Raw genomic sequence first — 13,267 nt, forward strand, 5'->3', positions numbered from 1 at the left:
CACTCCAATCTCAATTTTTACATCGGTTGATCTTTGCTAATTCTTTTTGCGCATTTCTTCAAACTTTTTGAAGAAGTCATCGTCGGATATATCCTCCTGTTTCTCCTTCGGCTTGTAGTTTAAAAGCACATTTATATAATCCTCAGCGACCTTGGCGTCAATGCCCAGTTCGCTGTATTTTTCCAGTATCTCCGTTATCTTACCCACTTCCTCGGGTGAAAATTCACCATTAAAAGATGATACAGAGCAATCCTGCAAATCGGTTATCTTGCTCGTCAGGCTTTCGTAAACACGCCTATTGAAGCTGGTAACGAATTTGTCGGGCGGAAGCCTTTTGAGAACATCTCCGCAGGCGTCATGATTATTGTAGAGATAATATATGATACCCGCTTCGGCGGCGGATTCTCGTCTGTGTTCATTGGCTTCGGGGTTTATGGTGTCACGCTTGTCAGCGAAGGTTATAGTGCGAGTCCATTCCTTTTTGCTATACTGATAGCGACGGTTTTTAAGTATAGCATTAAGTTCTGCATTGACAGTTGTGATGCTCACATTCTGTTCAGCCGCCACCTTTTTTGCGTATATCTCACGCTCAGTAGGGGAGCTTATATCCGCAAGGACTTTATAGGCTTTTTTGAGATAATCTATCCTGCCTATATCAGTGTCCATATCAATGCCGTCTTTGCATTTGTCTAGCTCAAACTCTATTGCACCGTCTGATTTTTTCAGCAAATGGCGAAAGTGGTCTGCTCCGAATTTGTTTATGTACTCATCAGGGTCTTTTGCACCGTTCATTTTGATAACGGTGGTCTTAAGACCGGTTTCACCGAGAATTTTTATTGCTCTCGTTGTGGCTTTCTGACCTGCGCCATCTGCGTCATAGCATATGACAACGTTGTCTGCATAGTTGGATATTATCTTCGCCTGCTCAGGTGTGAGCGCAGTTCCGCAGGAAGCTACGGCATTTTCAAAGCCTGCCTGATTAAGGGAAATAACGTCAAGATTACCCTCGCACAGAAGAATGGTCTTGTCTTTCACTGCGGCGTTTTTGGCGAAGTTCATGGAGAAAAGAAATCTGTTTTTTGAATATACAAGGGTATCTTTTGAGTTAAGGTATTTTCTCTTATCGTCAGGTGTGAGCGCTCTTCCGCCGAAGCCCACTATATGACCTGCAAGGTCGATAAAAGGGAACATTGCACGATTTACGAAGAAATCGAACGTATTTCGGGTATTCTTCTGCGAACGTGAGATAAGCGAGCCTTGCTCCAATTCTTCCTCGGTGAAGCCCTCAGAGAGCATATAGCTTTTCAAGGCAGACCAACTGTTTGGAGCAAAGCCCATTCCATATTTCTTTATGGTTTCAATACTGAGCTTACGTTTGTTTATAAGATAGTCAAGACATTCCTTGCCCTGTGGTGTCTTTAGCTGATGATAGAAAAACCTTGCGGCTGTTTTATTCATTTCGTAGAAGCGCTTTCTGGTATCGGTGCGCTTGCTGTCATAGCCGTTATCCTCCGGAAGTGGCACTCCGCCACGTTCTGCAAGGAGCTTGACAGCTTCCCAATAGTCCAGATTATTGTACTTCATTGTAAAAGTGATAACATCTCCGCCTGCTCCGCAGCCAAAGCAGTGAAAATACTCTTTGTCAGGGTGAATATGGCAGGACGGGGTTTTTTCGTTGTGAAAAGGGCAGAGGCAAACATAATCTCTGCCTGTTCTTTTGAGGGTGACGTAGCTGCTCATGACCTCTGCGATAGGGTTGGCAGCTTTAAGTCTTTCTATAAAATCTATAGGCAGCGGCAAATTTCTTCCTCCTTGGGTATGCGCTAATACTTTGTCCACCCCAATGGGATAAACAGATTTTTAAAGGTCTCAATAGCAAAGCCGTCTGTCATGCCTGATATGTAATCGCAGATAGCACGGTCAATTCCGAACTGATAGGCGAGATTCATATAAAAGGCAGGCAGCTTTTCTATATGATGAACATAGTAGTCATAGAGCTTTGCTATCATGTCTTTAGCCTTGACTTCTTCTGATTTGCACTTTGGATTTGTGTACACAAAGTCGAACATAAATCTGTGCAGTGCGGTGTAGGCGTCACTCACTTCGTCGTCCATATGCAGGCTTTCGGCTCCGCCTTTAATAAGCGAGGTCACAAGAGTTGTTATTCTCTCAGATTTGGATCCGCCAAGAACCTTTGTGATGTTTTTAGGAATATCCTCCTCGGTCATAATGCCTGCACGAACGGAATCGTCGATATCGTGATTTATATAGGCGATAACGTCTGCAAATCTCACAACATAGCCCTCTTTCGTGTCGGCTATCATGTTAGTGTGCTTTAATATTCCGTCACGGACTTCTTCTGTGAGGTCAAGACCCTTGCCGTCTTTTTCCAAAATATCCACTACACGCAGGCTTTGCTCATAGTGGTGAAAGCCGTCAGGGCTAAGCTCGTTGAGAGCCCTTTCTCCTGCATGACCAAAAGGCGTATGTCCAAGGTCATGACCCAGTGCGATAGCTTCGGTGAGATCTTCGTTGAGCCGCAAAGCCCGTGAGATAGTCCGTGCGATCTGACTTACCTCAAGGGTATGAGTAAGTCGTGTTCTATAATGGTCGCCTGCAGGGGACAGATAGACTTGAGTTTTATGCTTCAGCCGTCTGAAAGAGTTGCAGTGAAGTATCCTGTCACGGTCACGCTGGAAACACGTCCTCAGCGGACAAGGTTCGCAAGGCTTTTTACGCCCTTTTGAATCAACAGACAAGCAGGCGTTTTCGCTCAGAAATTGTTTTTCAAACAACTCGGTTTGTTCTCTCGGCAGCACAAAAATTCCCCCTTACAGTATATAAAACATACTTACTCTATATAATATATACTATAATAGTTCAAAAAAGCCTTTATTTTTACATAAAGGCTGAATGTTTTTGTATAATCGCACAAATTTCATGCGAAATCAGCAAGAAGATTTGTTTCTTCTGACAATTCAAGCTTGCCGCAGGATATATCCGTAAGCTGTTTTTTCAGCTTGTCTGAAAATTCAGACTTCACAAGAAACGCAAGATCTACAGAATCGGCAAAGTCCTCTTTTTCCATTATCACGCCATATTCAGGCAGCGCATAGCTGACCTTGCCATAAAGTGTATAGTCGCAGGAAAAGGATATTCTTGAACACTCACACATTTTCATTTTTCTTGCAGCGTTCACCGCCATTGAACAACCCTGAGAATAGGCTCTTGTAAGACCGCTTGCCCCCAAAAGTATTCCACCGAAATATCGTGTCACCACCACACAAACGTCTGTAAGCCCGGATTTGTTTATTATATCAAGCACAGGCACTCCGCCTGTACCCTGTGGCTCGCCGTCGTCGCTGTATCGTGAAACGTTTCCCTCTCTCACCACATAGGCATAGACGTTGTGCCTAGCCTTGCGGTTTTCGGCTTTTATCCTGTTTATAAATGCGACAGCCTCATCAGCGGTGCTGACAGGTGCGATATGCCCGATAAATTCGGACTTTTTCTCCGTAAAGCTCGCCTGAGCTTCCTCATAGATTGTTGTATATTCCATTTGGTTTCCTCATATAAAAGAAAAAAGGAACGGAATTATCCGTTCCCTTTGAAAATTAGTCAAGATTAAATCTCTTCTTGAATCTGTCAACACGTCCGCCTGTATCTACGAGCTTCTGCTTACCTGTGTAGAATGGGTGGCACTTAGAACAAATTTCAACCTTGATATCCTTCTTTGTAGAACGAGTATGGATAACATTACCGCATGCGCAAGTAATTGTTGTTTCCTCATACTTTGGGTGAATTCCTTCTCTCATTTGACTTCCTCCTTCCAAACTAAAATTATGACTCATAGAAGCCCATCATTTCAGTTTAGACAGTAGTTCTATGTAGTATTTATCAATATGCTGAACAAATCAGCTTTATTATTATACCATTATATACGTCACTTGTCAAGCGCTTAACACTTTTTTTACATTTATCCTGCTCATTTCGACAAAACAAAAAGGCAACCCATTGGCTGCCCTTTGCTTGTGTAAAAATTTTGGAGAGGATGAAACGAGCTAAGAGTTTGATCTTAGTGTTTACATTCTTTTTCTTTCTCTGTTCTACATTACATATTATAGCCTTTAAGGGCTGTAACTTCAAGAACAGACAAGTTACATTTCACTACAATATTGTTACAAATTATTTCAATTTGTAACTTTAAAATAACCTTAAATTTTTCTCAAAGCAGGCTTATTATTCGTGGTCAACTCCGTATGCAGCACGGTATTCCAGCATTTTGTCAAGATACTCTTTACCCTCAACAACACCGTCCTGAATAGCCTTGATGATATCGTTGATGTTTACGATAGAATATACCTTTACGCCGAAGTCCTTATAAGCCTGTTCAACAGCTGAAAGGTCGGTGTCAAGAGCCTTTTCCATTCTGTCAACTGTTATCACCATGCCTGTTACGTTTACGTCTGCAGCACTTTTGAGCTTTGGCATTGACTCTCTGAGAGCCTTGCCAGATGTCATAACATCGTCGATGATTATTACCTTTTCTCCGTCTGCAAGCTTCTTTCCAACGAACATTCCGCCCTCGCCGTGATCCTTAGCTTCCTTTCTGTCAAAGCAGTAAGAAACGTCAATGCCATACTTTGTTGCAAGCGCGATAACGGCTGAAACAGCAAGAGGGATACCCTTATATGCAGGCCCGAAAAGTGTTTCAACAGGTATCTTGTTGTCAGCTATGCAGTCAGCATAAAAGCCGCCCAGCTTTGCGAGCTGTTCACCGGTTTTATAGTTTCCGCAGTTGATGAAATATGGAGCTTTTCTGCCGCTTTTGAGAGTGAAGTCGCCAAACGTGAGAACTCCGCTGTCTACCATAAATTTTATAAATTCTTCCTTGTAGGTCATATTGAACTTCCTTTCAATTATGTTATTTTGATTATACCACATTTTTCACGGCTTTGCAAGGTTTTTTTGCCTGCCGAACATAAGTCCGTGAGAGCCTGTGGCAAGGCAGAAAACACCGTGTTCACGCATATCTCCGCATATTGAGTGTATAACGCCGTATTGCTGTCTATCGGTATTTATACGTGCGAAGCTTTCGCCCAGATCATCAGAAATATAAAAGCCGTATGCGCCGCTGATATTTCCCGTGACATACATTGCAGGAGTTTCTTCAAGCCCTTTTCCAAAGCCTATGCAGTTTATCCTGTCCTCAGGGAGAATATCGCTTATACCCACGCTGTCACTTTTTATCTCAAAGCGGTAAAGTCCCTTTATGCCATTTGCAAGCCAGAATACTCCGCTCTTATCAGGCTGTCTTGAAAGCTGATAGTGAGCGTATCGCGGACACTTTATGTCCATTTTTATGGACACTTCTCTGAAAGTTGCACCTTTGTCACGGCTGATGTAAAGCCCCAGATTTTCTCTTTCTGCTATGGCGAAGAAAAGATCGCTGTTGTAATAGTCTGAGAAAATTTTTACGTTGTGTTCATCTGCTGAGTTTCCACTGCTGTCCATAAAAATGGACTTTTGCCATGTTTTTCCCTCATCGTCGGTATAGCAGACAGCCTTGTTAGAAAAGCCTCTGCCGCCTGCAACAGCCCACATTATTCGTTTGCCGTCGGCAGATATCGCTGTCCAACCTGAGTCTACATTAGGCTTTTCGATGTTGTCAAGCTTTTTGTCTATAAACTCAGAAAGCCCACGGGGCATGGGAAGTCTTTCCCACGTTGAACCGCAATCTTTGGATAAGATCAGACCGCCTTTTGTTTTGCCCGTCCAGTTGCCACGGGGAGTTGCGACTATGTATTCTGGTCTTTGGAGTGTGAAGTCTGCGTTTAGGCAGGTGATGTAGCGGTCTCCTTTTTCGTTTGCAAAGGAATTTTCGCACTCACTGTCATAATCTTCAAAGGCAAAGCCGCCAAGGTCGCCAATGATATCTATAATGCGATTCCTGCCATGGGGAGTGGTGTATACATTAAGGTGAACAGTTTCCTCGATGCCCTCGCAGAATGGTTTGACAAGCACATCTCCGCTTGCAAGACCTGTTATCATGAACAGACCTGTTCCTGTGATGAACAAGGCTGTGTCGCTGTCAAAAGGTGAAAGCTTTATGTCGCTTATCCAGTGGACACAGTTTCCGCCGCCGTTGTATCGTGGTTTCATGTATGGGATATTCCAATCGAAGCGGCTATATTCAAGACCATTCATTATTATCTTCCAGCTTTCACCGTTGTCGGTGCTTGTATAGATCATATCTCCGCCATTTTTCCGGCAGACAGTTGATAGCAAAAGCATTTTGCCGTTGGAACATATTCCGCTGTAGCCGCATGGGATATGGTCCTCGGGGGTGATGTCTTTGTCAAAAACAGGCACGCCATTTTCGATGCGGTATCTGTATACCTTGCCGCTTGAAAGCGAGCCTGTGTCGCAGGCATAAGCACCCATGCCACCGTAGAATACTTTTCCGCTTGAAGCAAAAGTGATGTATATATATCTGCTGTCGCTGGTGATACGCTGTGGCACGAAGCCATAATAGGAGGAGTTTTCGTATTTCACAGGGTCGGGGGCGGTGAGGGGAACGAAGCTTTTCAAGCCGTCTGTGGAGCAATACAGAGTGTGACCTCTTGTTACACCGTCAGGGGAGTTTGCTTCACCTGAACAGCCTGCGATAAAAAGTTTGCCCTCACTGTCTGTCCATATAAGCGAGATGTTTTTCTCACCAAACAGGTCTATGCTTTGCCAGCTTTCGCCCATATCCTCAGAATAGATAATTCCTGCGGTCTGAGAGCCGAAATACAGCCTGCCGTTTTTGTAAATTAGTCTGTTTCCTGTGGCTCTGCCAACTTCGTTTCCGTGAACGCTGCATGGCAGTGGCTTTTGTATTATATTTTCTCCCTTGTTATCAGATATGCAGAGATAATTTGAGCGTTTATCTCCGCAGGTGAAAAACAGCTTATTGGGGTCGTTTTCGTCAAGGGCTATTGCAAGGGGATAGGTTTGTGCAGGGTCGTCTGCGGTAACTTTGTCTGCCAGATACGTCCAAGTTTGTTTATCAAAGTCATAGCGATAAACACCGCCGATGTCGGTGCGTATATAAAGCGTTTTGCTGTCGGTGGGGTGGAAAGTGATACCTGTCACAAAGCCGCCTCCGCCTATTTTCAGATTGCCATATTCGTATTTGATAGGTGAAAGAATTTTCATATATTTCTCCGTTACCATTCGATAGTAGAAACGTCAACAGGGTCTTTGTTTATCTCAACTTTGTCCACTTTGCTGTTTTTGACGGTTATAACTCTGTCAGCCATTGGTGCGATAGCAGAGTTGTGGGTGATGACTATAACTGTCACACCGTCATTTCGGCAGGTATTCTGCAAAAGTCTGAGGATATTTTTACCTGTGTTGTAATCAAGAGCACCCGTTGGTTCGTCGCAAAGAAGAAGCTTAGGATTTTTTGCCAATGCTCGTGCGATAGAAACACGCTGCTGCTCGCCGCCTGAAAGCTGGGAGGGGAAGTTGTTCATTCTGTCCTCGAGTCCCACTTTTTTCAGCACTTCTTCAGGCTGTGAGGCATGTGCGCATATCTGTGTGGCAAGCTCTACATTTTCCTTAGCAGTAAGATTATTCACAAGGTTATAGAATTGAAAAACAAAGCCTATGTCATATCTGCGATATGTTGTGAGCTGCTTTTTATTAAAAGTTGCAATGTCCTTGCCGTCAACAAGGATCTTGCCCTCGTCGCAGGTATCCATGCCGCCGAGCATATTAAGTATAGTAGTTTTTCCTGCACCGCTTGCGCCTACTATAACGGCAAATTCGCCTTTTTCTATCTCAAATGAAACACCGTCTGCGGCATTTATGGTTATCTCGCCCATTTTGTATCTTTTATAAACGTTCTCGAATTTTACAAAGCTCATAGTCTGCACCCCCATATTGTCTTTACGTTATTGTATCACAATAATATGAACATTTCAAGGGCTTTTGCTACTTGAAATGGTGGAAGTGATATGTTATAATTGTATCTGAAACAGGCGTGAGCCTCACATTTTGACAAGGAGAGATATAAATGGAATTTCAGAAGCTTATTGAAAGCAGAAGAAGCATAAGAAAATATGACGGCAGTAAAAAGGTAACAAAAGAGCAGATAGAAACGCTTATAGCTGCCGCAACAGAAGCACCATCGTGGAAAAACTCTGAAACTGCAAGGTATTACTGCGTTCTCAGTGACGAGATGACAAAGAGGGTAAGAGAGGAGTGCTTGCCTGGATTTAACAGAGAAAGGTCTGAAAATGCGGCGCTTCTTGTAACGACTTTTGTACATACAAAAGCAGGTTTTGACAAAGAGGGTGATCCTGATAATGAAGTTGGCAATGGCTGGGGATTTTACGATCTTGGTCTGCACAATGAGATACTTCTTCTCAAAGCGGCTGAGCTTGGCTTAGGCTCGCTTGTAATGGGCATCAGGGACGGAGAAAAGCTCCGTGAGGTGCTTGAAATACCTGAAAGCGAGATCGTAGTATCGGTTATAGCCGTTGGCTATCCTGCAGAAGCCCCTGCCAGACCTAAAAGGAGAGCTGTTGAGGATATTGCAAAGTTCTTTTAATATGGCCGTTATGCAGTTTTTAACTTGTATTTGTGATATTGACCTTCCTGCGCTTTAGTTTGGTCGTCAGACCTTTCTTACAGCATGGGGAGGTCTTTTTGTGCGTAAAAATAAGGCGTTAGAACAAAATCTAACGCCTTACTGATATTCTTTTGAACACGAAGTCTTATCGTTGTTCGCATTACAAGACTTGTGAAGTGGCTTAAAACCTTACTTCATAGCCTCTTCAACTGCAACTGCGCAAGCAACTGTAGCACCAACCATAGGGTTGTTGCCCATGCCGATAAGACCCATCATCTCAACGTGTGCAGGAACTGAAGAAGAACCAGCAAACTGAGCGTCGCTGTGCATTCTTCCCATTGTATCTGTCATACCGTAAGAAGCAGGACCAGCAGCCATGTTATCTGGGTGCAGAGTTCTACCTGTTCCTCCGCCTGAAGCAACTGAGAAGTATTTCTTGCCCTTCTCAAGTCTTTCCTTCTTGTATGTACCTGCAACTGGGTGCTGGAATCTTGTTGGGTTTGTTGAGTTACCTGTGATAGAAACGTCTACGTTCTCTTTCCACATGATAGCAACGCCCTCGGTAACATCGTTAGCACCGTAGCAGTTTACCTTAGCTCTCAGACCGTCAGAGTATGCCTTACGGAATACTTCCTTAACTTCGCCTGTGTAGTAATCCATTTCTGTTTCAACATATGTGAAGCCGTTGATTCTAGCGATGATCTGTGCAGCGTCCTTGCCAAGACCGTTAAGAATAACTCTCAGAGGCTTTGTTCTAACCTTGTTAGCCTTCTCAGCGATACCTATAGCACCCTCAGCGGCAGCGAATGATTCGTGGCCTGCGAGGAATGCGAAGCACTCTGTATCCTCTTCAAGAAGCATCTTGCCGAGGTTACCGTGACCAAGACCAACCTTTCTCTGGTCAGCTACAGAGCCAGGGATACAGAAAGCCTGAAGTCCCTCGCCGATAGCAGCAGCAGCGTCAGCAGCTCTTGTGCAGCCCTTCTTGATAGCGATAGCGCAGCCTACTGTGTAAGCCCACTTAGCGTTCTCAAAGCAGATAGGCTGAATGCCCTCAACGAGCTTATAAATGTCAAGACCCTTAGCCTTGCATACGTCAGCACACTCTTCGATAGTGTTGATACCGTACTGATTGATAACAGCAAGGATCTGCTTTTCTCTTCTCTCATATGATTCAAATAAAGCCATTGTAACAAATCCTCCTTATTCTTTTCTTGGGTCAACGATCTTAACAGCGTCAGCTACTCTTCCGTACTGACCCTGTGCTTTCTCAAAAGCAGTGTTAGCATCGTCGCCAGCCTTGATGAAATCCATCATCTTGCCGAAGTTTACAAACTTGTAGCCGATGATCTCGTCATCTTCGTTAAGTGCAAGACCTGTAACATAGCCGTCTGTCATTTCAAGGTATCTAGGACCCTTTGCAAGTGTACCATACATAGTACCTACCTGTGAACGAAGTCCCTTACCAAGGTCCTCAAGACCAGCGCCTACTACAAGACCGCCCTCAGAGAATGCACTCTGTGAACGACCGTAAACGATCTGGAGGAAAAGCTCTCTCATAGCTGTGTTGATAGCGTCGCAAACGAGGTCTGTGTTAAGAGCCTCGAGAACTGTTCTGCCTGGAAGGATCTCTGATGCCATAGCAGCAGAATGTGTCATACCTGAGCAGCCGATAGTTTCAACGAGACATTCCTGGATAACGCCCTCTTTTACGTTAAGTGTCAGCTTGCAGCAGCCCTGCTGTGGAGCACACCAGCCGATACCGTGTGTAAAGCCTGAGATATCCTTGATTTCCTTAGCTTTTACCCACTTTGCTTCTTCTGGAATTGGAGCTGCACCGTGAGCAACGCCCTGAGCGATAGGGCACATTGTTTCAACTTCGTGAGAATAAACCATTATTTACATAACTCCTCTCAAATGATTTTGGTGTAAATGTTGTATATTACATACACTCATATTATAACGCATATTTCGCCATTTTGCAATAGTATTTAATGATTTTTAATATTTTTTTCTCATTCTGTGGTAATTATAACGCTGCTGAGAGGTGCGAGTCTGAGTGGCAGCTTATAGTTTGTGGTATAAAGACCGCTGTTTATGCAGTTTGATCCACTATAAATATCACGGTCAGAGTTGAGAAGCTCTTTGTAGGCTCCGTTTTGCTCGACCTTCAGGCTATAGTTCTGATAGCTTCCGGAAAAATTGAACACCATATAAAGCGTTTTGCCGGAAGGGTCGCTTCTGCGGTAGGCATAAATGCACTGATTTTTGTTGTCTGCGTCTATCCAGCGGAATGATGTGGAATTATAGTCGGACTTATACAGTGCAGGCTGTTCAAGATAAAGCTTGTGGAGTGCTTTCACATACTCGTGTAATGAATCGTGTATAGGATATGTGAGCAAATTCCAGCCAAGCTCTTTTTCATCACGCCATTCAAGATATTCGCCAAGCTCGTTGCCCATGAAGTTGAGCTTCTTGCCTGGGTGTGTGAACTGGAAAGTATACAGTGCTCTTATGGTAGCAAACTGCTCCTGCTGACTGCCGAACACCTTATCCACCATGGTTTTCTTGCCGTGAACTACCTCGTCGTGAGAATACGGAAGAATGAAAAGGTCATTATAGAAATAACTCATGGAGAAAGTCATTTTATTGTGATGATTTCTGCGTTCAAAAGGCGGAGTCTTTATATAATTGATGGTATCGTTCATGAAGCCCAGATCCCATTTATAGTCAAAGCCAAGACCGCCGAACTCAACAGGGGCAGTGACCTTTGTGTAGTTTGTGGAATCTTCTGCGAAAAGCATAACGTCAGGGTGCATTTTCTGAATGGTGTAATTAGTGTTCTTCAAGAACCATATACCGCTGTCGTTCACGGCGTCATCAGTGTGGCCGTGACGATAGATAAGGTTTGCAACTGCGTCATATCTCAATCCGTCAACATGATATTTTTCTATCCAGAAATTAACTGAGGATTTTACAAAGCTGAGCACATGAGGCTTTGTGTAGTCAAACAGGGCAGTACCCCACTCGGAGTATCTGTCATACTCGTTGTCGCTTTCAAAGAGGAAGCTTCCGTCATAGATGTGCAGGGCATAGAAATCACGGACAAAATGTACGGGTACAAAGTCCAGAATAATGCCGATATTTTCCGCATGACAAGCGTCTATGAACTTCATAAGCCCTCTGGGGTCGCCGTAACGGCTGGTTGCGGAGAAATATCCCGACACCTGATAGCCCCATGAGCCGTCATAAGGATATTCCGTCAGTGGCAGAAGCTCGATATGGGTATAGCCCATTTCCTTTACATAAGGTATGAGCAGGTCTATCATTTCTTCATAGGTGTAAAAGCGGTCGGTTTCTTCTTTTCCCTCTTTTATGCGCCACGAGCCGAAATGTACCTCATATATGTTCATAGGCTTTTCATAGCATTTGTCACGCTTTGAGAGCCATTCTTGGTCATTCCAGCTATAGCTGTCAATATCATACACCACAGACGCATTTTTCGGCCTTACCTCGCTGTATACCGCAAAAGGGTCTGAGCGGTAGTGCTTTTCAAGAGTAGGCGTTGTGATAACATACTGATAAATGTCACCCTCTTTTGCAGGGCGTTCAACGCTCCATACCCCACGTTCATCACATTCCATAGGGATAATATCTCCATTCAGGCAAAGCTCTACCTTCCTTGCATGGGGCGCATAGGTGGAAAATCTTATGCCGTTCTCTATTTTTACTGCCCCCAGGGCTTCATACGCTCTACAGCTTTGACCATTTATAAATTCTGTGATGATATTGTCTTTCATGCCGTTTCCCCCTGTGAAAAATATGATAATGATAAAATATTTATAAAAAGTTATTGAAATTTCATAAATTTATGATATAATAAAAGTTAGCGCAAATTGTCTGCTTTTTTGACATTAATTCAGTTTAGTCTGATTTTTCCTCAAAAAAGGCCTTTTGTCGTTATGAATCTGAAAGGAATGTAGTTAAATGTCAAGCTCTGCGATAACCAAAAGTGCTTTGTGTGATTCACTGAAAAAACTCTGCGAGCAAAAACCCTTTGATAAAATATCCATATCCGATATAACAGGAGAGTGCGGTCTTAACCGCCAGTCTTTTTATTACCATTTTCAGGATAAATATGAGCTTTTGAGCTATATCTATCTTCACGAGCTTTTCGCTGACATCACCAAAGGCGTAAACTACGACAACTGGTATGAGCGTCTTGAAGGATTTCTCGTAAATATGCTCAAAGACAAGCGCTTTTACTCAAACACGCTAAAAAGCAACGAAAAGATATTCGAGCATTATCTTTTCAGAAGTATGCACAAGCTGTTCATCAGATTTTTCTATCACGCTGTTGCTATAACCAGAAAGCGTTCCGATAAGGCGAAATTCTTTGCCGATTTTTATTCTCATGGTTATTGCGGAATAATAATAGATTGGGCAACGGGCGGAATGAGAGAAACTCCACATGACGTAATGCTGAAAATGCGTGAGCTTGCATACGAAAATGTTACCATTGGTGAGGGATTCAGACAGAACCTTTGACAAAAGTCACACAATCACTCTGTTATTTTATCATATTTTATGTAATAAGTGAATAGACAAACCCAAACATACGACAAAAAAAGCGACAGATTCAGATTT

12 protein-coding genes are annotated in these 13,267 nt (G+C 43.5%); 2 read left to right on the forward strand and 10 right to left on the reverse strand.

Annotated features, from left to right (window positions below; genetic code table 11):
* Positions 1-36: 36 nt before the first annotated feature.
* The 7 genes from dnaG to DW938_RS00815 all read right to left on the reverse strand — a co-directional run bounded on the left by dnaG (position 37) and on the right by DW938_RS00815 (position 7,913).
* Positions 37-1,800: a DNA primase gene (dnaG, locus tag DW938_RS00785; protein ID WP_181982685.1), complete on the reverse strand. Its 1,764-nt coding sequence runs from the start codon at positions 1,798-1,800 to the stop codon at positions 37-39.
* Positions 1,801-1,823: 23 nt separating this feature from the next.
* On the reverse strand, positions 1,824-2,819 hold the full coding sequence (locus DW938_RS00790; protein ID WP_118123596.1) for a deoxyguanosinetriphosphate triphosphohydrolase: 996 nt from the start codon (positions 2,817-2,819) through the stop codon (positions 1,824-1,826).
* 119 nt (positions 2,820-2,938) lie between these two features.
* Complete coding sequence (locus DW938_RS00795) at positions 2,939-3,559, reverse strand: YigZ family protein (protein ID WP_118123597.1); 621 nt, start codon at positions 3,557-3,559, stop codon at positions 2,939-2,941.
* Between the two features lie 55 nt (positions 3,560-3,614).
* A complete protein-coding gene (gene rpmE / locus DW938_RS00800; RefSeq protein ID WP_022288282.1) occupies positions 3,615-3,815 on the reverse strand; it encodes a 50S ribosomal protein L31 in 201 nt (66 codons plus the stop codon).
* Between the two features lie 424 nt (positions 3,816-4,239).
* Positions 4,240-4,902: an orotate phosphoribosyltransferase gene (gene pyrE, locus DW938_RS00805; RefSeq protein WP_041337243.1), complete on the reverse strand. Its 663-nt coding sequence runs from the start codon at positions 4,900-4,902 to the stop codon at positions 4,240-4,242.
* A 45-nt stretch (positions 4,903-4,947) separates the two neighbouring features.
* Positions 4,948-7,200: a sialidase family protein gene (locus DW938_RS00810; protein WP_118123598.1), complete on the reverse strand. Its 2,253-nt coding sequence runs from the start codon at positions 7,198-7,200 to the stop codon at positions 4,948-4,950.
* An 11-nt stretch (positions 7,201-7,211) separates the two neighbouring features.
* On the reverse strand, positions 7,212-7,913 hold the full coding sequence (locus tag DW938_RS00815) for an ABC transporter ATP-binding protein (protein ID WP_181984333.1): 702 nt from the start codon (positions 7,911-7,913) through the stop codon (positions 7,212-7,214).
* Positions 7,914-8,062: 149 nt separating this feature from the next.
* Between DW938_RS00815 and DW938_RS00820 the strand changes: the two genes are divergently transcribed.
* Complete coding sequence (locus DW938_RS00820) at positions 8,063-8,599, forward strand: nitroreductase family protein (protein ID WP_118123600.1); 537 nt, start codon at positions 8,063-8,065, stop codon at positions 8,597-8,599.
* A gap of 210 nt (positions 8,600-8,809) precedes the next feature.
* On the opposite strand, the gene DW938_RS00825 is transcribed toward DW938_RS00820, so the two are convergent.
* The 3 genes from DW938_RS00825 to glgB all read right to left on the reverse strand — a co-directional run bounded on the left by DW938_RS00825 (position 8,810) and on the right by glgB (position 12,420).
* The gene (locus tag DW938_RS00825) at positions 8,810-9,808 is read right to left on the reverse strand and encodes a GGGtGRT protein (RefSeq protein WP_022288287.1); all 999 of its coding nucleotides are present in this window, start codon (positions 9,806-9,808) and stop codon (positions 8,810-8,812) included.
* Between the two features lie 15 nt (positions 9,809-9,823).
* Positions 9,824-10,516, reverse strand: a complete 693-nt coding sequence (locus DW938_RS00830) for a hypothetical protein (protein ID WP_022288288.1) — start codon at positions 10,514-10,516, stop codon at positions 9,824-9,826.
* Between the two features lie 119 nt (positions 10,517-10,635).
* Complete coding sequence (gene glgB / locus DW938_RS00835; RefSeq protein ID WP_118123601.1) at positions 10,636-12,420, reverse strand: 1,4-alpha-glucan branching protein GlgB; 1,785 nt, start codon at positions 12,418-12,420, stop codon at positions 10,636-10,638.
* Positions 12,421-12,607: 187 nt separating this feature from the next.
* Between glgB and DW938_RS00840 the strand changes: the two genes are divergently transcribed.
* Entirely contained in the window at positions 12,608-13,168 is a 561-nt protein-coding gene (locus DW938_RS00840; RefSeq protein WP_022288290.1) for a TetR/AcrR family transcriptional regulator C-terminal domain-containing protein, read from the forward strand.
* Positions 13,169-13,267 lie beyond the last annotated feature (99 nt).

The sequence above is a fragment of the Ruminococcus sp. AM43-6 genome, assembly GCF_003461785.1.
GTDB lineage: Bacteria > Bacillota > Clostridia > Oscillospirales > Ruminococcaceae > Hominimerdicola > Hominimerdicola aceti.

What these genes read in the sequence shown, in the direction of transcription:
- DW938_RS00795 (WP_118123597.1), bottom strand. Translation starts at nt 3,559, where the DNA reads ATGGAATATACAACAATCTATGAGGAAGCTCAGGCGAGCTTTACGGAG.
- rpmE (WP_022288282.1), bottom strand. Translation starts at nt 3,815, where the DNA reads ATGAGAGAAGGAATTCACCCAAAGTATGAGGAAACAACAATTACTTGC.
- pyrE (WP_041337243.1), bottom strand. Translation starts at nt 4,902, where the DNA reads ATGACCTACAAGGAAGAATTTATAAAATTTATGGTAGACAGCGGAGTT.
- DW938_RS00810 (WP_118123598.1), bottom strand. Translation starts at nt 7,200, where the DNA reads ATGAAAATTCTTTCACCTATCAAATACGAATATGGCAATCTGAAAATA.
- DW938_RS00815 (WP_181984333.1), bottom strand. Translation starts at nt 7,913, where the DNA reads ATGAGCTTTGTAAAATTCGAGAACGTTTATAAAAGATACAAAATGGGC.
- DW938_RS00820 (WP_118123600.1), top strand. Translation starts at nt 8,063, where the DNA reads ATGGAATTTCAGAAGCTTATTGAAAGCAGAAGAAGCATAAGAAAATAT.
- DW938_RS00825 (WP_022288287.1), bottom strand. Translation starts at nt 9,808, where the DNA reads ATGGCTTTATTTGAATCATATGAGAGAAGAGAAAAGCAGATCCTTGCT.
- DW938_RS00830 (WP_022288288.1), bottom strand. Translation starts at nt 10,516, where the DNA reads ATGGTTTATTCTCACGAAGTTGAAACAATGTGCCCTATCGCTCAGGGC.
- glgB (WP_118123601.1), bottom strand. Translation starts at nt 12,420, where the DNA reads ATGAAAGACAATATCATCACAGAATTTATAAATGGTCAAAGCTGTAGA.
- DW938_RS00840 (WP_022288290.1), top strand. Translation starts at nt 12,608, where the DNA reads ATGTCAAGCTCTGCGATAACCAAAAGTGCTTTGTGTGATTCACTGAAA.